General features: G+C 40.8%; 16 protein-coding genes. 10 read left to right on the forward strand and 6 right to left on the reverse strand.

Annotation, left to right across the window (positions count from 1 at the left end):
- Positions 1–132: 132 nt before the first annotated feature.
- Complete coding sequence (locus tag V7K62_RS05225; protein WP_334862380.1) at positions 133–1,869, reverse strand: hypothetical protein; 1,737 nt, start codon at positions 1,867–1,869, stop codon at positions 133–135.
- 250 nt (positions 1,870–2,119) lie between these two features.
- Here V7K62_RS05225 and V7K62_RS05230 point away from each other — a divergent pair, with 250 nt between their 5' ends.
- From V7K62_RS05230 to V7K62_RS05250, 5 genes are all read left to right on the forward strand, one after another.
- Entirely contained in the window at positions 2,120–3,724 is a 1,605-nt protein-coding gene (locus V7K62_RS05230; protein ID WP_334862383.1) for an ArnT family glycosyltransferase, read from the forward strand.
- Positions 3,725–3,896: 172 nt separating this feature from the next.
- Complete coding sequence (locus V7K62_RS05235; protein WP_334727527.1) at positions 3,897–4,364, forward strand: MarR family winged helix-turn-helix transcriptional regulator; 468 nt, start codon at positions 3,897–3,899, stop codon at positions 4,362–4,364.
- Positions 4,365–4,530: 166 nt separating this feature from the next.
- Complete coding sequence (locus tag V7K62_RS05240) at positions 4,531–5,997, forward strand: HlyD family secretion protein (protein WP_334862385.1); 1,467 nt, start codon at positions 4,531–4,533, stop codon at positions 5,995–5,997.
- Positions 5,998–6,436: 439 nt separating this feature from the next.
- Entirely contained in the window at positions 6,437–7,696 is a 1,260-nt protein-coding gene (locus V7K62_RS05245; RefSeq protein ID WP_334862387.1) for an MFS transporter, read from the forward strand.
- Between the two features lie 169 nt (positions 7,697–7,865).
- On the forward strand, positions 7,866–9,461 hold the full coding sequence (locus tag V7K62_RS05250) for a DHA2 family efflux MFS transporter permease subunit (protein ID WP_334862389.1): 1,596 nt from the start codon (positions 7,866–7,868) through the stop codon (positions 9,459–9,461).
- Positions 9,462–9,554: 93 nt separating this feature from the next.
- On the opposite strand, the gene V7K62_RS05255 is transcribed toward V7K62_RS05250, so the two are convergent.
- From V7K62_RS05255 to acs, 4 genes are all read right to left on the reverse strand, one after another.
- Positions 9,555–9,875 carry a DUF262 domain-containing protein gene (locus V7K62_RS05255; protein ID WP_334862391.1) on the reverse strand — a complete coding sequence of 107 codons (321 nt, stop codon included), beginning with the start codon at positions 9,873–9,875 and terminating at the stop codon, positions 9,555–9,557.
- Positions 9,876–9,950: 75 nt separating this feature from the next.
- Positions 9,951–10,709, reverse strand: coding sequence for a Uma2 family endonuclease (locus V7K62_RS05260; protein WP_334862393.1), 759 nt, complete (start codon positions 10,707–10,709; stop codon positions 9,951–9,953).
- Positions 10,710–10,799: 90 nt separating this feature from the next.
- A complete protein-coding gene (locus V7K62_RS05265) occupies positions 10,800–11,480 on the reverse strand; it encodes a tetratricopeptide repeat protein (RefSeq protein ID WP_334862395.1) in 681 nt (226 codons plus the stop codon).
- A gap of 118 nt (positions 11,481–11,598) precedes the next feature.
- Positions 11,599–13,572 (reverse strand): acetate--CoA ligase, encoded by a 1,974-nt coding sequence (gene acs / locus V7K62_RS05270; RefSeq protein WP_334862397.1) that lies wholly within the window; start codon positions 13,570–13,572, stop codon positions 11,599–11,601.
- A 272-nt stretch (positions 13,573–13,844) separates the two neighbouring features.
- Between acs and V7K62_RS05275 the strand changes: the two genes are divergently transcribed.
- The 5 genes from V7K62_RS05275 to V7K62_RS05295 all read left to right on the forward strand — a co-directional run bounded on the left by V7K62_RS05275 (position 13,845) and on the right by V7K62_RS05295 (position 17,400).
- Positions 13,845–14,636: a 2OG-Fe(II)-dependent halogenase WelO5 family protein gene (locus V7K62_RS05275; protein ID WP_334862399.1), complete on the forward strand. Its 792-nt coding sequence runs from the start codon at positions 13,845–13,847 to the stop codon at positions 14,634–14,636.
- A 49-nt stretch (positions 14,637–14,685) separates the two neighbouring features.
- Complete coding sequence (locus V7K62_RS05280; protein ID WP_334862401.1) at positions 14,686–15,330, forward strand: restriction endonuclease subunit R; 645 nt, start codon at positions 14,686–14,688, stop codon at positions 15,328–15,330.
- A gap of 29 nt (positions 15,331–15,359) precedes the next feature.
- The gene (locus V7K62_RS05285; protein ID WP_334862403.1) at positions 15,360–16,109 is read left to right on the forward strand and encodes a Uma2 family endonuclease; all 750 of its coding nucleotides are present in this window, start codon (positions 15,360–15,362) and stop codon (positions 16,107–16,109) included.
- Positions 16,110–16,201: 92 nt separating this feature from the next.
- Complete coding sequence (locus tag V7K62_RS05290) at positions 16,202–16,891, forward strand: hypothetical protein (protein WP_334862405.1); 690 nt, start codon at positions 16,202–16,204, stop codon at positions 16,889–16,891.
- 68 nt (positions 16,892–16,959) lie between these two features.
- Positions 16,960–17,400: a hypothetical protein gene (locus tag V7K62_RS05295; protein WP_334862407.1), complete on the forward strand. Its 441-nt coding sequence runs from the start codon at positions 16,960–16,962 to the stop codon at positions 17,398–17,400.
- A 21-nt stretch (positions 17,401–17,421) separates the two neighbouring features.
- Here V7K62_RS05295 and V7K62_RS05300 read toward each other — a convergent pair whose 3' ends face one another.
- Positions 17,422–18,282 (reverse strand): Rpn family recombination-promoting nuclease/putative transposase, encoded by an 861-nt coding sequence (locus V7K62_RS05300; protein WP_334862409.1) that lies wholly within the window; start codon positions 18,280–18,282, stop codon positions 17,422–17,424.
- Between the last annotated feature and the right edge of the window lie 409 nt (positions 18,283–18,691).

An 18,691-nucleotide genomic window follows, 5' to 3' on the forward strand; every position in this document is an offset into this window, starting at 1 on the left:
ATCACAGCCAACCACTTTTCAAACATCCTCTAACTATAATTACTACTGAAGAACCTTTTTTTGTTAAGTCAAAGTAGTTTAGCAGCATTGGTATTTAAATTAGATAGCTTTGATTATAATTGGGCATTATGTTCAAGTCTTGATTACGGCTTTGATACATTCTGTTTTGAGAAGGACTAAATTATCAGTCTCCAAAACTGCACAAGAGTTAATTAATGTCGCTAAGACAGGTAGAGCCTTCTGTAACTTGGCGTTTGCTTCTTGTGCTGCTGGCTGATATTGTTGTAGCCAAGTGTTTTTAGTTATATATTCTGGAATGAATGCAGAACGTTCTAATAGCCAGAAGGTTACGTGGTATTTTTCGATAAAGTCTTTAATTTGGTTAATATCTTCAGTATATTGGGCATTAATAAGGTCAACCATTCGCTGGCGAATTTGAGCATAATATTTTGTATGGAATGGTAAAGCATATTCTTTACCCACCAAAATTGTTCTTTGAGCAAAGATAGGTATGTTATCTGCTTCTTCAGAAGTAGAGGCGATGACAATATTTTGCGGTTGCTTTTGCAAAAAATTATATAAGGTTGGGACTTGACCTACTACATAAAGGGTTTTGGGAAAAACTTTTAAGCTGAAGCTACTAGGGTACAAAACCAATCCTGCACCAAAGATCATAATAGTCCCCAAGATTAAAAGTTGTCTCCCATTTTGTCTCGACCATCGAAGTGTAGCATCTAAAATCAAGGTAATAGAGATTGCTGCTGCAATCGCAAGTACCATCTTAAAAGTATGATGGGTGTAGCGGCTAGGCCAGTGCAGCTTAAAAGCTAAGGCATGGGCAGTAAAAAACATTATTAAACTAGCTATTACTACCTGTAGTAATAGTTTGACTTCATCCTTTAGTTCCTTGCTTAGGAGAAAGTGAGACTGGAATTTTAGGATAATTGGTAATAATAAACCAAATAATAGTTGAGGAGGTGAAATTAAAGCAATAAAACCACTATCTCTACCAAAAAACCAATAAGTAAAAATATTATGACTAAAATAGCTGACTCTTCCTCCATCCCAGTACTCCGGCATAGTTCTCGCAACAGCAGCAGTAATTGCCGGGCCAAATTGTGATGATTGAATGGCATAAGGTAAAATTACAATACCAGCAATCATCATGGCTGCTGCAAATAAAATAAAATCTTTTCGGTTCTGAGAAATAGTTATTTGCCCATTCTGCCAGCGAAATAATCTCAGAGCTAAAATTAATAAATCAACAAAACCTATTAAGGGGTATATTAAACATTGGAGTGCAAGTACAATTAATATACCTAACCTAGAAGACCGTATTGAATAATATAGAAAAGCTAAAAATAGGGGATAAATCAAATCTCTAGGAGTAGCAGAAAATAGATCATCATGCATACAAAGACTTTGATTTAAAAGTAAAGATGCGATAAATCCTACCATTGGAACTGGTAATATCTCCATAGAGACTACAAAGCAATAGCTAGTTGTAATTAGTCCCACGACTATTGGAAAAATTTTGCTAAAGAAAGTTAGATCGATATCTAAAGCTGCAATTATTTTATAAAGAATACCATATCCAATTGGTGTCACCGACTGAAAATAATCAGCGATTAAATCCCCAGGAAATAAATCTGGGTTAAAGTAACGATACATCCAAGAAATATATTCCCGTGCATCGTCGCTAACTATATATTTACTGCTGAAAGCTTGTCGCAGCCCCATAAAAATATAACCAAGACCAAAAGTTAGACTTAGACTGTACCAAAAAATGACAGTCAATCTAGATTTATTTTGTCTACTTTTTTGAGTGATAGGTGTTGTTAACAGTTTTTGTAATTGTGGAATTAGCATTGTGTGCCTCCATGTCTGAATAAATCGTGTTAATTAGAAAAATCAAAAGCTTTCTTCAATTTTTATGATTGTACAATCTTCAAGTACTAAGTAGTCATTTCTAGAGTTAATAATTCTAGCAACACTCTGTTTCCTACCCCGAACGAAAATTATTTTTTATTTTAGTAAGTTTATATTATTATGATTATTAGTTTGTGCTACTTGTTGATTATACTTAGATTTTGGCTCACGATCGCCCTGAAGAAAGACTTTGCGATTTACTGTTTTTAGTTTGTTAGTTTGGATACTGCCCTTATTATTATTTAATTCTGGGCACAATAGTCTGATGGCACATGATGAAGGGCTTTACGCATCGCGTGCGCGTCTGATGTTTGATTCTGGTAATTGGATATCTCCTTGGGAACATGCACATCATAAAACCCCTGGCCCTTATTGGTTAATTGCCAGTTTCTACAAGCTGTTTGGTATCAGTGATATTAGTGCGCGTCTTCCTAGCATGATTGCTGGCATTTTTAGCTTATGGCTGGTGTATGAAATCGGCAAAGTTATGCTAGGTAAAAAATTAGCTTGGCTAGCTGCTGCAATTTTAAGTGTGGAATTTCTCTGGCTGCAATACTCTCGCTTAAGTACACCTGATGTACCGATGGTTCTCTTGGTACTTTTAGCTATTTGGTCTTTCATAAAAACGGAATTACATCCTAAGTATCGCTATTTTTGGAGTTTTCTAGCTGGTTTAAGTTTAGGTTTAGGCTTCTTAGTCAGAAGCTTTATGATTTTTTTGCCAATCATAGCTTTATTGCCTTATTTAATTGGGGAACATCGCCGTCATCGTCATCTGACTAACCCAATTTTATATTTAGGCTTTTTCGTAGGTTTAATACCTACTTGTATTTGGCTGTGGTTAAGCTGGCTGCACTACGGAAATCAGAGTTTTGAGGAGTTGTTCAACTTTGTTGTGCATCTAGGTTCTGAGGATCGTTATAATAATGGGCCGCTGTTCTATATATGGAATATCCCTTTAAATGCATTTCCTTGGGCTTTTTTCGGGATTTTAGGTTTAGTTTTGACTCTCCGTAATCCCATTCCTCGCTACCAGTTAATATTAGTTGGTTTTCCAGTTGCCCTATTTTGTGAACTTAGTCTTTTTACCACTCGTTTACCTCACTATAGTCTTTGCCTTTATCCGTTCATAGCTTGGTTTGCATCTGTGGGTTTAAACTGGTTAGGCAATATTTACCAGACAGGGATTACCCAACAATTACCTCTTGAAAACGGTAAAAAAAATATATTAAACCTTTTCGCAAGGAAGAATCTTCCTCGAAATGTCAGTTATGGCTTTGGTGGGTTAGGTGTTTTACTTGTAATAGCGAGTATTGGCGTTTTTAGTTGGGGTGGTTCTGATATTCGCAAGTATGCAATTATTGGCTTGGCTATGGGCTTAGGTTGGCTAATTTTGCCTGTGGTGTGGATTAGTCGTTACCACTTTGGTAAAAAGTTTCTCACAGCTCGTTACTGGATTGCAGGTTGGTTAATTCCCTGTTGGCTGGCTTTGGTGACGATGGGTAGCATAGGTCTGTTAAGTGACTATAATCCTGTTTTGAGAACTTTTTTACAACAAAGTGCGATCGCCTCAATTATCCAATCTCATCCGATCTACTTTGTGCAACTAGACGCTAAAACCAAAGTACTGCTTAATTTCTATCTTTCTAGTCGCCCCCAACCAGTAGTCTCTATTTCCCAAGTACCAGCTTTGAGCTATGTTTTGATCTATACTGACCAATCCCCTAAATTATCTCGGCCTCACCGCATTATTGGTACAGTAAAAGAGTACCAATTGATTCAAATCCTTCCCTAATCGGACTTACGCAAAATTACACGCTGTAGGGGTAATTCATGAATTACCCCTAGCTGAAAATAACGGTTTCGGCTATTGTTTGCGTAAGTCCTGCCTAAGACAGATGCAAAGCAAGTATTGCTAAAAAAGATTAATCTAGTTATAATAGTACGTACCCTAAGTATTTTATGAAATGGTTTCTACATCTAATCACTCCCCCACTTTAGAGTCGTGGCAGCAAAATCTCGCACCATACAATTTGGGCTACAGAATCAAATTAGTCTCACAACTGCTGAGTCGCAAGTTTACTGAGAAGCTAGAACCATTTGGATTGACACCATTTCACTGGTTGGTGTTGTGCTGTCTTTGGCAAGAAGATGGTTTACCTACTTCTAGCATTGGAGACAAACTCAAACAAGTGGGAGGGACTTTAACAGGCGTATTAGATCGGATGGAAGAACGCGGCTTGGTGCGTCGAGAACGCGACACCCACGATCGCCGCATCTGGCGAATCTGGCTCACGGATGCAGGTAAGGAACTAGAAGCTGTCTTACCGCCAATCGCCGCAGCCGTGCGTGATGAAGCGATGGACGGTATTTCCTTTGCTGACCGAGAACTGTTTTCCCAAATCTTGAATCGGGCGATCGCTAACCTCTCCTAAAGATGATCTCACAATCACCCGTTCGGGTGAGGTGCTGTAAAGATTTGTTTTGAGATAATAATACGCATACTAAGCAAAGAAGGATTTTTTTCAGGAAATACTACGCATTCTAAATAAACGACTATCAATCAATAAAATTATTCAACGAACAAGCGAGTTAAGAATCATGGGTGCTAATACTTTTAACGGACGTAACGGATACAAGACCCCAATTTTAGAAAAACAATTGATTCCTGATTCCGAGACTTTAGAAACTTTTACCACAGAGACATCGGCAACAGCAGAGGCACCTGTTGTAACTCCTGAAATCGAGAAAGAAGTTCCACCGAAACGCAAAAGACCGACTGGTTTAATTTTGGCAGGATTAGGCGTGGGTGCGATCGCCGCAGGTACTTTTGGTTATCACTACTGGCAATACGCCTCCACCCACCAGGAAACAGACAACGCCACCGTTGCGGGAAACATTCACCAAATTAGTAGCCGCATTCCCGGAACTGTAAGTGAAGTGCTGGTGAATGATAACCAACTGGTGCAACCGGGACAATTGTTGGTGAAGTTAGATCCACGAGACTATCAAAGTAAGGTACAACAAGCCGCCGCCGCCCTAGAAAATGCTCGTGGTCAGGCGCAAGCCGCCCAAGCAAATATTGCTTTAAGTTCACAAACCACCACTGGTAAGACAACTCAAGCGCAGGGAGATGTCAGTGGTGCAGTAGCAGCAATTTCTACAGCCCAAGCAGCAGTACAAGAAGCTCAAGCTGGGATTCCCGCAGCCCAAGCAGCAGTACAAGAAGCTCAAGCTGGGATTCCCGCAGCCCAAGCGCAGGTAGCGCAAACAAATGCAAATTTGTCAAAAGCCCAAGCAGACTACAATCGTTACAACGAATTGTATAAAACAGGTGCGATTCCTCGTCAGCAACTAGACACAGCCAAGGCTGCTTATGATGTAGCGACGGCACAGAAAAACGCAGCTATTCAGGGAGTCGAACAAGCCAAAGCCAAGTTTGCCTCCGCCAAAGTTGGTGTCGCCCAAGCACAATCTCAATTAGCACAAGCGCGAGAAAATGTCACCAACGCCCAAGCTAAATTGGCAGCATCTAAGGGAGGATTGCAACAAGCTACCGCAGGCGGACAAGATACAACAGTCAAACGTAGTCAATACGAAGCGGCAAAAGCGGCGATCGCGCAATCAGAAGCATCGCTTAAAGATGCACAATTGCAACTATCTTATGCCAATGTTACCGCCCCCAGTGCCGGACGCATAGGTAGGAAAAACGTCGAAATTGGCAACCGAGTCCAATCGGGAACACCATTAATGGCGATCGTGGATAACAGCTATTGGGTAGTTGCGAACTTCAAAGAAACTCAATTAGAAAAGATGCGCCCAGGAGAGCCAGTAGAGATCAAGCTGGATAGTTTCCCTCATCACACCTTTATCGGTCGTGTTGACAGTATTTCGCCAGCTTCCGGCGCTCAGTTTGCCTTATTGCCACCGGATAATGCTACAGGTAACTTTACTAAAGTTGTCCAACGCATTCCAGTAAAAGTAGTTTTCGATCAAAAGAGCATTCAAGGATACGAATCGCGGATTACTCCTGGGATGTCTGCGGAAGTTGCGGTGGAAGTCAAGTAATATCATGTCCCCCAAATTACCCATAATAAAAGAACCCCAACCCCTCCCGAAAAGCAGGGCTACGGTGTACACAAAAGTCGAATTACCCCCCTTAATCCCCCCTTATAAAGGGGGGAAACAAGAAAATAAATCTAGTTCCCTCCCCTTTATAAGGGGAGGGTTAGGGTGGGGTAAAACCTTGGTTAATCAGCTATTTCAGACTTGTGTGTACACCGTAGGATCTTCGGGGAGGGGAGACAAAGCACAGCTTTGGCGGGGTGGGGTTCCAGGTATTATGGTTAGTTGCCCGGACATCAACATCATTAATACTAAAATTGCCTTGCAAACAGATTGAAAAACCTCTTTCTACCTATGACATTCTCCTACATCTAAAGAGAGGCCTATAGAGATGAGGTGAGATGATATTTATGAAAGCAGATTGGTATCAAGCAAGCCTGAGATGAAAAAATCGCTACTACCTGCTTTAAGGTCAAGAAACTACCAGCTGTTTTTTGCCGGACAAGGTATTTCCCTAATTGGGACGTGGATGACACAACTTGCCACAATTTGGCTAGTTTATGACTTGACAAAATCCCCATTAATGCTAGGAGTTGTGGGATTTTCTAGTCAAATTCCTAACTTTTTTTTAGCTCCCTTTGGCGGAGTATTTGTAGATCGCTTTTCTCGATATCGTACCTTAATTGGTACGCAAATCTTGGCGATGATTCAATCGTTAACATTAGCAGTACTGGCGCTAACTGGAGTGATTGAGGTATGGCAGATCATCGCCTTGAGTTTGTTCCAAGGATTTATTAACGCCTTAGATGCGCCAGCCCGTCAAGCTTTTGTGCCAGAATTGGTTGAACACAGAGAAGATTTAGCCAATGCGATCGCTATTAACTCCACGATGGTTAACGGTGCTAGATTAATTGGCCCTGCGATCGGGGGTTTATTAATTGCTGGCGTTGGAACTGGCTATTGTTTTTTAATTGATGGTTTGAGCTACATTGCTGTAATCGCCGCTTTATTGGCAATGCAAGTTAAACCTTGGAAAAATTCGGTAACTGACGGTAATCCCTTACAAAAAGTGAAAGAGGGATTTGTATATGCCTTTAGTTTCTCACCTATTCGATCCGTCTTATTACTATCAGCTTTAGTTAGCCTGATGGGACTGCAAAATACTATTTTAGTACCAGTGATTGCCGAACAAGTTCTCAAAGGTGGTGCAGAAACCTTGGGTTTTTTGATGGCGGCATCTGGAGTTGGAGCCTTAACTGGTGGTATTTATCTAGCTACGCGCCAAACAATCTTAGGAATTGGGAAATTGATTGCCTTAGCTCCAGCAATTTTAGGAACTGGTCTAATTGCCTTTTCTTTTTCTCGATTTTTACCACTCTCTTTATTTACAATGTTATTTGTTGGCTTAGGAACAATTCTCCAAATTGCTGCTAGCAACACATTTTTACAAACCATTGTTGAAGACGACAAACGTGGGCGATTGATGAGCTTATACACAATGTCATTTTTGGGGATGATTCCCGTGGGTAATTTATTAGGAGGTTTATTAGCAAGTCATATTGGCGCTCCCAATACTTTAATTATTGATGGGATAGCTTGTATTTTAGGGTCAATTATTTTTAGCAGACAGTTGCCTGCTTTAAGGAAAATAATGCGTCCCATTTATCAGCAAAAGGAGATTATTACGACTCAAGAAGTTTAAGCTAAATAACCGCAGTTAAATTTATATTTATGTTAATGGGGCTTTCTATAGCAATTATTTGTTAATTCTTAGCGTTGCTGATTCAAGCTTACGCAGAGGCAAAGGGCATGTTGGTATAAGATTAATAATAACATTTTTTGCTACTTAACCTTGAAACTGGAACAAAGTTATGGCTAATACAGGTGTAATTCGTCAGCAAGGGCAAAATCCTGCTTTACCACCAGAGTATGTACCGCTAAAAACCTGGATTGGTGTATTAGCCAGTATGCTTGGTGCATTTATGGCGGTATTAGATATTCAAATCACTAATGCTTCGCTGCAAGATATTCAAGCAAGTTTAGGAGCAACGCTCGAAGAAGGTTCTTGGATTTCTACGGCGTATCTCGTAGCAGAAATTGTGGTAATTCCTCTAACAGGATGGTTATCACGGGTATTTTCTCTGCGACGTTATCTGTTAGTCAATACTGCACTCTTTATTTTCTTTTCTATCTGCTGTGGCTGGTCGTGGGATCTCAATTCCATGATTTTCTTTCGAGTCTTACAAGGTTTTAGTGGAGGAGTATTAATTCCCACTGCTATGACAGTTGTCTTAACAACTTTACCCCAATCAAAACAATCAGTTGGACTGGCTGCATTCGGTTTTAGTGCAGTTTTTGCACCTTCAATTGGCCCGACATTAGGAGGTTGGTTAACCGAAAATTTTGGATGGGAATACAACTTTTATATAAATGTAATTCCAGGGGCATTAATGCTGGCTGGTGTTTGGTACGGAATTAAGCAAGAAAAACCCCAAATTAATTTACTTAAACAAGGTGACTGGTGGGGAATTATTGCAATGGCTATTGGCTTAGGTTCCCTACAAGTTGTTTTAGAAGAAGGTAGCCGTAAAGATTGGTTTGGTTCAGCATTGATTGTACGCTTAAGCGTAATTGCGGCAATTTTTTTGGCGATATTTTTCTTTATAGAATTAACTCGGAAGCAACCATTTATTAATTTACGCCTTTTGTCTAGGCGGAACTTTGGTTTAGCCAGTATTGTTAATGTGTCGTTGGGGGTAGGATTGTATGGTTCAATTTATATTTTACCGTTGTATCTCGCTCAAATTCAAAAATACAATGCTCTGCAAATTGGTGAAGTATTGATTTGGGCTGGTATTCCCCAACTGTTTATTATTCCTCTCATCCCAAAATTGATGCAACGTATTGATGTGCGTTTCATGGTAGCTTTTGGTGTGACTTTGTTTTCCATCAGTGCATTTATGAACTCTGGAATGACTAATGAAACAGGATTAGAGCAATTACGCTGGTCACAATTTGTGCGTGCAATGGGACAACCCCTAATTATGGTACCGCTTAGTTCTATTGCTACTGCTGGTTTGAGTCCGAAAGAAGCAGGTTCGGCAAGTGGTTTATTTAATATGATGCGGAATCTGGGCGGTTCTATTGGAATTGCATCTTTAGCGACTTTATTAGCTAATAGAGAGCAATTTCACTCGAATAGATTGGGTGATGGAGTATCTTTATATAACCCAGAAACTCAGCAGCGAATTGACCAGATGACACAGTATTTTATTAGTCGCGGAGCAGATTTAAGCACAGCACAAAATCAAGCGATCGCATCTATATCCAACATCGTCCGCCGGGAAGCATTTGTAATGGCTTTTAACGATTGTTTCTACTTTATTGGCATTGCATTGTTACTCAGTGGAATTGCCGTTTTATTCTTGAAAAAGGTGAAGCCAACTGGTGGCGCTGTTGCTCATTAAATTTGTTGTATCGGTTAAAATGTTTGATAAAACTACTAAGGTACTAAAATGGTCATTAGCCAAAGTGAGTACTATATCTCCCCAGAAGAATATTTAGAAGGCGAGAAAAAACTCAAGAAGATAATCACGAATAGCACAGAACATTAGATAAATAGTTGTTAACCTTTGCTGGCCATCAATTAACTGAGAAGTTTCGGTTTCATCGCGGAATACAACAATAGAACCCAGAAAATACTCAGCATCTTCTACTACTTCGCCTTCGTCATACAACTCATACACAATATCCTGAAGTAACTTTTCAACATTACTTTTTTCCCAAACATATTCTCTCTGAAAATCTGGTACTGAATAAAACTCTCTGAATAGATCCGCTATGCTGAGATTACTAGACTCGATTCGTGGTGAAGTTGCCATGTAAACCCTGGTATATTTAAAGACTCTTTAGTAATATTACCCAAAATAACACCAGAGCTAACTAAGAAACTTTTTCTAATCCAGCATTTCTGAGTCAATTCCTAAAGCATTGAGTTGTTCAACAGAGAGCGATCGCAATTTCTCTACAATTCTCTCCCGTTTTTGTCGCTCAACTTCCGCCCGTTCCTCACCCGTTAGCAGTAAATTTCCTTGGGCATCCCACCAGCGCAACCAAGGTAAATCAGCATTCAGATAAAATCCCTGCCAGATTCCCAATTCCACCCCCATAGGAACAATTGGGTAATGTCCTCGTTGATTGGGTTGCATTAATTCATAAGTATTATCGACTAGGTGATACACTTCAACCTGTGCTTTTGCTACTTCATAAATTCCATAATAAGGCACTCGAATTGCCTGCTCATAAACCCAAAACTTACCAACATTTCCACCTTCCCCTTGAGATGGCGGTGTGTTATTTCGTTCTTCTGAACCATCTCCAGAGACAAATTCCAACACAATCAAGGGCGCGACATACTCCTTCCACAGCACATAAGAACGGCGCATTTTACCGTTAAGTGTCGGTGGTACATTGGGTACATAAAACCAGTCTGGTGCTTCAGCCCCTTTCTCAGGAGGATCTGTCAATCGCCAGTAGATACCAGAATCTTGTCCGATACAATATTGACTATCAGAATGAAGTTCCTCTAAGACAAGTTTAATCGAGTCAGTAAGTAAGATACTTTGGGGATGCTCTTGCCAGTTTTTCACGAATGTACCGTCTGAGTCTGGTAACTGAGTGTGATCGGGTAAAGTTAATGCCGATAGGGAAGTCATAGGCTTTAACGAAGGTTTGTCTGATTCTTATTGTAATCCTCACGCAAAGACAAAAAACTCTTGCGTCTCTACGTGAGATTCTTATGATGTTTATGAAACACCAGGCTCATCAGCAGTTTTGATCTCTTTTAAAATTCGTTCTACTTGGTTAACTTTTTCACCTCTATTCTGTGATTTGAAAATATTTAAAGCTTTTTCTAAAGAAGATAGCGCCTCATCTTTTTTATTTGTTTGCCACATTGCCAGTGCAAAATTAGTCAGCGCCTCGCCATAATTAGGATTGATTTCCAGAGCTTTTTTATATTCAGTAATGGCTTCTTGCCAGCGACTTTGGCTAGCGTAAGCCATACCGATCGCATTGTAAGCTAGAGCGTATTTTGGCTGGAGACGAATGGCTTCTCGATAGGAACTAATTGCATCTTCTGGTTTCTTTTGCTGAAAAAGCGCATTTCCCAGTTGAAAATGTCCAAATGCATCTTCTGGGAATTTTTTAATGAATTTACGTAAATTTTCCTCTGCGCCTTTGAAGTCTCCCTGATTATATAAAGCATTGACTTGTTGCAGGATCTGCGATCGCTCTGGTGTATCTGTACCTGAAGCTTGTGCTATTTTTTGTGGTTGTCTCTGTGCAGACTGTTCTGGCGAATGCAAAGAAACTTGTCCAGGAACCGCTAAGACTAATGGTGATATCCCCATTACAGTGATAATACTCAGCATCATGCAGCTAAAAGGTTGAACAAATGCTGATTTGGGTTTGCTCTTCAGCTTCATCGCCTTCAATGCCTCAATAATGTTCTTATCTCCATCATAAAATGTGGGCGCGTTACACGCTAACGCACCACAAAGAGAAGCACACAGATGTGCGCCTTTAGAAGACCATTTGGATAAGTTACGTGCCTTCCCGTAACTTATCCAACACGCTCCGATCTTCTAAGGTCGAAGTATCACCAGATACCTCTTGTCCAGCGGCTAGATTCCGCAATAAGCGCCGCATAATCTTACCGGATCGCGTTTTGGGCAAAGCGTCTGTAAAGCGAATTTCTCCGGGACGTGCGATCGCACCAATTTCTTTGACAACGTGCTGCTTAAGTTCTTTACTCAACTCTTCACTTGCCTGATAAGTGCCTTCTAAAGTCACAAAAGCAACTACTTCTTCACCCTTGAGTTCATCTGGTTTACCCACTACCGCCGCTTCTGCAACCGCTGGATGTGAAACTAAAGCTGATTCTACTTCCATTGTACCGAGTCGGTGCCCTGAGACATTCAGTACATCATCCACACGACCCATTACCCAGAAGTAGCCGTCTTCATCTTGCCTAGCACCATCACCAGCAAAGTAAATATAGTTACCATCTTTGGGCGGAATGTGTTCCCAGTAAGTGCGGCGGAAGCGTTCTGGATCGCCGTAGACTGTCCGCATCATTCCTGGCCAAGGATGTCGCACCGCCAGATAACCGCCTTCATTATTGGGTACGGTGTTTCCTTCTAAATCCACGACATCTGCGATAATTCCGGGGAAGGGAAGAGTTGCAGAACCGGGTTTGGTGGGAATTGCCCCTGGTAGCGGTGTAATCATGATACCGCCAGTTTCCGTTTGCCACCAAGTATCCACAATTGGACAACGTTCGCCACCAATTACTTTGTGATACCACATCCAAGCTTCGGGGTTAATCGGTTCGCCGACAGTTCCCAGCAAACGCAACGAAGACAGGTTTCGCGCATTCGGATGTTGTTCTCCCATCTTAATAAATGCCCGAATAGCTGTAGGTGCGGTATAAAAAATATTAACGCCGTATTTTTCAATTACATCCCAGAAACAGCCAGGATTAGAAGCACGAGGCGCACCTTCATACATTATCGTGGTTGCACCGTTGGAAAGGGGGCCGTAGACAATGTAGCTGTGTCCCGTAATCCAACCGACATCGGCGGTACACCAATATACATCTGTATCTTGCAGGTCGAATATCCACTTGGTGGTGATATGAGTATACAAATTATAACCAGCAGTTGTATGCACTACGCCCTTCGGTTTGCCCGTGCTGCCTGAAGTGTAGAGGACAAACAGCATATCTTCACTGTCCATCGGTTCGGCGGGACAATCGGCTGATACTCCTTTTTGCAAATCATGCCACCAATGATCGCGTCCGCCCAACTGCATAGAAGTTTCTTGTCCAGTCCGCTTGACAACGAGGACATTTTCGACACTGGGAACAGCACCATCAGCTAAGGCTTTGTCTACCTGTTCCTTGAGAGGAACGATCGCATCTTTGCGCCAACCACCATCAGCCGTGATTACCAGTTTAGCCTGAGCATCAATTAAGCGATCGCGCAAAGCTTCGGCACTAAAACCACCAAATACCACACTATGGGGTGCGCCAATTCTGGCACAGGCTAACATAGCGATCGCAGCTTCGGGAATCATCGGCATATAAATACCAACGCGATCGCCTTTTTGTACACCCAGTTGCTTCAATACATTGGCGAACTGGCAAACTTCCCGGTGCAGTTGGGCATAAGTGAGGGTACGCGAATCACCTGGTTCTCCTTCCCAAATCAATGCGGCTTTATTTTTGCGCCAGGTAGTGAGATGTCTGTCAAGGCAGTTGTAAGAAATATTAATCTTACCGCCAACAAACCACTTAACAAAAGGTGGTTGCCAGTCTAATACTGTATCCCATTTTTGGAACCATTCTAATTCTGTTCCAGCCAAATCTGCCCAAAATTGCTGCGGATCGGCTTTGGACTTAGCGTAGATACGTTGATAGTCATCTAGGCTTTTGATATGAGCTTTTTGCGAGAATTCCAAGGCAGGATGGAAGAGGCGATTCTCGTGTAGGATTGATTCTATAGTTGGTTGAGACATAGTTGGTTATGAGTGCGATCGCTATTGTTACTAAAAACTATTTTTAGCTTAGTTGTGCTAGACAGGATTTAGATTTTCGTTAAGCTGGGTGAAAATTGCCGAGTTATTTAGCTTACATCCATTTTCACCCTCCAAAACCAAACCATTAGGAAATATAAGTATGATTTGGCAAAGTACAGATTATTAGGTATGAAGCCTGTTTTAATCCAAATTATGCTGTATGTTGCTATCTGCTTAAGTTTGTCAATTAGAAAAGCTTGGATAAAATTAAAATGAAATCAATTATTGAAGCAAAAACGATCACTAAAGCTTTATTAGAAGAGTGGTGTGAATCTGAAGCTATCGGCATCAGGATACACGGCTTTATTCCTCCCGATGAAGCTTTAGAGATTGCTGACAGATTGTTAAATAGTAAAAGCTTGTCAAACTATCAGAATATTCAAAAAATGCTCAGTATTGGACAGAGTTTTTTTGAAACTTATGGGCTTGATGGCAATACCGATCCAGTAGCTTTAGCCAATTATTTAGATCATGTAGATTACTTTCAGAATGAAATCCGTTCTAGCTGCTTACCCTACCCTTCGCCACTTGATAAATTGTGGAAAATGCTAGATGCTGACATGGGTGCAGAATGCGTATCTATAGATGGTCAATCAATGACCCCGGCACTTGTGCGTGTTTTTCCAGAATATTACGAATTTATTCCTCACAACGATATCTTGTATAGAGATGTACCAAAACTGAAAATTTCTCAAGAAATTAAAATCCAGTTTGCGATGAATATTTATCTAAAAAATTCTCCTGAAGGTGGAAAATTACAAGTATGGAAACAGCATTTTAGTGAAGTTGAATTACAACAGTTAAGTCTAGCTGGCAGTGAATTTGGATATGATCGAAATAAATTGCCCCTACCTGATATAGAAATAGAAACAGAACCGGGCGACTTGTTACTATTTGATTCAACTCTTATACATGCTGTAACAACTATAAAACAAGGAGTAAGGGTAAATATATCTTCTTTTTTGGGCTATCAACCAGGAATGCCCCTTGTATATTGGATTTAATGATAATGTTGCAATATGTAAGTACTCTTGACAAACAAAGCCTAAAATTATGACGCTTACTGTTGAAGCTAGCAGCCTATCTCTGAACGATGTTCATCGCTTTCTCAAATTAGAAAAGCTTTCAAATGGTTCATTTACAGATTTCTTAAGGCTAGAACCACTCTCTGAGTTTGAACAGCAGGATTTATTGCGAATCATAAACGACTTTGAACGTTACTTAAGCGCAGGTAAAATATCTGAAGGGCTGGTTAAATTTATAACAATTGCGCCACTAATGCGGTTAGCTGGGTTTTACGATGTGCCGATTCGGTTGACAATGGAAGATAGCATTGCGATCGCAGTCGAAGATGAAGACAGAAGAATTACTGGGCGGATGGATATTCTAGCCATTAACAGTCCTGAAAGTAATATTGCACCGCCATTTTTGGTTGTAGTAATTGAAACGAAAAACAGTGCGCTTGAAGTGGGTGAGGGTTTACCTCAATTACTCACTTATGCTTTTAAAAGTTTAGATCAACAACCATCAGTTTGGGGTTTGGTAACTAACGGACTGCGTTATCAATTTGTTTATTTAAGACATGACGAGCAGCCTAATTATCAGTTAATGCCATTATTAAGTCTGAATGAATCTCCAGATGCAATCGAGTTATTACAAGTTCTCAAAGCCATCTGCAAGTTACCGAATTTTCAGTAAAATAAATCTAAATCGCGGAGCGATCGCTGATGTCTGAACCTGCTACTCTAGAATTAATATCTGATGGTCTTACAGAAGACGAAGTTATTTTTCCTCCTGGCGATATACTGAGTGACGAACCACCCTTGGAAAGTGACCTGCACCGAGAACAAATCGATTTGCTGATTCGCATCCTCAAATTATGGTGGCGAGAAAGGCAAGATTTCTATGCTTCTGGCAATTTGACGATTTATTACAGTCCTAACCAGAAAAAATCAGAACATTTCCGTGGCCCAGACTTTTTTGTAGTTTTGGGAACCGAGAAAAAAGACCGTAAGAGTTGGGTAGTTTGGCAAGAAGACGGCAAATATCCAAATGTGATTGTGGAAATTTTGTCAAGTTCAACAGCAGCAGTTGATAAAGGCTTAAAAAAACAAGTTTACCAGGATACCTTCCGTACACCAGATTATTTCTGGTTTCATCCTGTAACAATGGAACTTCAGGGATTTCATTTAGTAGATGGTAAGTATCAAGAGATTCAACCCACCACTGATGGACGTTTGTGGAGTCAGCAGTTAGAACTTTATTTGGGAGTTTATGAAGGTAAATTAAGATTCTTCACTACTGAAAATCAATTAATACTATCATCTGAAGAACTGGCTGAACAAGAAAGTTTACGCGCTCAACAGGCAGAAGAACGCGCCCAACAGTCAGAAGAACGCGCTCAACAAGCAGAGCAAGAAATTGCTCGACTGCGGGAGGTTTTACGTACACAGGGCATCGACCTAGAGAATATTTAATAACACCAGGAAATTAAGTAAAGACATTTTCAAGTTAAAATCTAGTTATAAATGTGTGAAAAAAGCGTTATCTACTGAAACTAGGGCATCGTTTGCAAGCTAAAGAGATTAAGGAGAAGCTAAAGTCCCTTACCCTCCAAGCCTCCTCGATAGATCATAATTTAGCGAGAAGATTAGACGAAATCAATCGCTGGGTAAAGGATATTAAGCCAGGTTCCCTGACTGCAAAACCCTTTGTCATTGCCTTTCTGCTAGAGGTGATTACGGATTCTACAATTTGGCTGATAATCAAATCCTTACCTTCAGAAGAAGAACAAAAAGCAAAGTTCGAGCTAATGACGCCGATTGAGAGATATTGGTATGGTTATCTCTTTCCCAGATGGTTCAATGCAAGTGACTCCAAGTTTTATATTTGGAAACAAAAATTAATGGCAGGCGAATTTAATCAGCTTGATGATGATATCATTAAATTAATCGCTCAAGATATTGTCAGTCGAGAAGGTAGTTTTTGGCAGCGTTATATTGCCGACCTTTCTATGGCAACAGATTTAATTGTTAGTCGTAACAATCAACCACTGTGCATTCAAGTGACGAGTGTTAGTGAAGAACTTAATCAACAAAAGTACCAAGCTTGGCAAAATACACTGCGATCGTGGGAAATCGAGAGAGGACTGTTCTTAAGTTACAATCCCAAGGACGCTAATTTTGTTAACCAGTTAGTCAACGTGGCCCTGTATAACAGTGATTACCTTTCTGGTGGCAAATATTTAAAATTTTCGTGAATTTTCAGGAATTTGATATTTCAGATTTGTGTTCTAGCCTACATACTTACGTGCTAATTACAGCTTTTATGGCTAACAAAAGAGAAACTCACTGCAACAATCAAGTAGATACATTTGCTGAAGCTTTAGCAACGGCGCGACAAATGCAGCAGAACTGGCTAACTTATGGAGTTGATTTTGTCAATATTTACGTTGAAGATGTGGATGGAGACTGGCTAGAAACGTGGGGACATGACGAAATATTAGGTAATTTTCAATTAGATGCTATCAAAGAGTTTTTGGTAAGTAATGATAGTGTAGCTATTAGGGTAAGACAGTATTTAGGAGAGCGATCGCTGTTTGATTTTGCAGTAAACTTAGAAGAATCTTGGAGAATTTCTAAAACCGATGATAGGTTATCTGCTGTGAGAAACTTGTTAGCTGGTGAAGAAAATAGTCTTGATACAGATGACGTTAAGTTATTGGATTTAGCAAATAGTCTGCTGATAAAGTTGGCAGAGATTTTGTGAAATTTTTAATGAGGAGCGGACTTATCGCCCTGCTAACCACGACTGCAAATCAGCCACACTAGTAAAATCTAACAGTGCTTCACTCAAGTCTTCCAGAACAGGTAAAGGTAAACCAGTGATGGCGGAACGCATTTCTGGAGCCAGTTCACCAAATCGCTTTGTTAGCTGTCGGTTAACTAGATTAACTGTTGCTTCCTCACGCCCTTCTTCGCGCCCTTCCTCACGCCCTTCTTCCTTAATTTCCCGATAAACTCGCGTTTCCTGGAGTGTAATTCCCAGCATCGACTCTACCTCTCTTCTACTTAACTGCTCAAACTTGTACACCATGATCGTTATGATCATCTCTATTATGGCGCGACTTGTGGGCGATGATAGTTCTTGCCGAGTTCTGGTTAATAAATCCAAGGCTTGTTCTGGTGCTTGTTCTTCTGTGACTGTCGTTAAGACCATCAGCGCTACCCATAAAGGTAAGGTTTGAATATCCCCCAATTCATCCAAATATATTCGATGCACTTGTCCGCCATTGAGCAATGAGCGATGGGGATGAATTTGACTTTGTTCCAAACTGCGAGATGGGTAAATGATGACTACTTGCCAATCGCTAAATCTCTCACGGTTGCGGTAAAAATATAATGATGACTCAGCAAATACTCTTTCGTAAAGCTGTTCATCTTTTTGGAATTGCACTTCACAAAAATACACTACCCCTGCACCGGCATTTTCTGGTGGAAGGAATACGCCGTCTATTTCAAATTTGGGTTCTTTGACTGCTACTGAGTCAAATCCATAGGCGTTAGCATTTGTCGGCGGATTGGTCAATAATTCAAATAATAATGTGGGAGATTGTTGAAATAGTTTGTAAAATATCGAGTCTCGCCGCATGAACTATTCTTATCTTGCTGAACTTGTTTACCTGTTAATTTTAGCTTCACAGACCAATAGTGCGACAGCGAATAGCCCGTCGTAGACATCGCCTGTTGTAGCTCTGGCTACGCAGGGATATCTAGTAAGAAATCGCTTTGCGTCTACACACTCCCCAACAAACGGGAGCGGTGTCAATACGGTTCGGTTAAGATCCCCCCGCCTACGGCGACCCCCTTAAAAAGGGGGTAAAAGATGGTTATTTATAAGCCCCCCTTTTTAAGGGGGGTTGGGGGGATCTTCGAGGAATAAACTACCTTAACCGAACCGTATTGGGAGCGGTGTGACTCGTGACCGGAGCGGTGTGACTCGTGACCGGAGCGGTGTGACTCGTGACCGGAGCGGTGTGACTCGTGACCGGAGCGGTGTG

The organism is Nostoc sp., from assembly GCF_036917935.1.
GTDB lineage: Bacteria > Cyanobacteriota > Cyanobacteriia > Cyanobacteriales > Nostocaceae > Nostoc.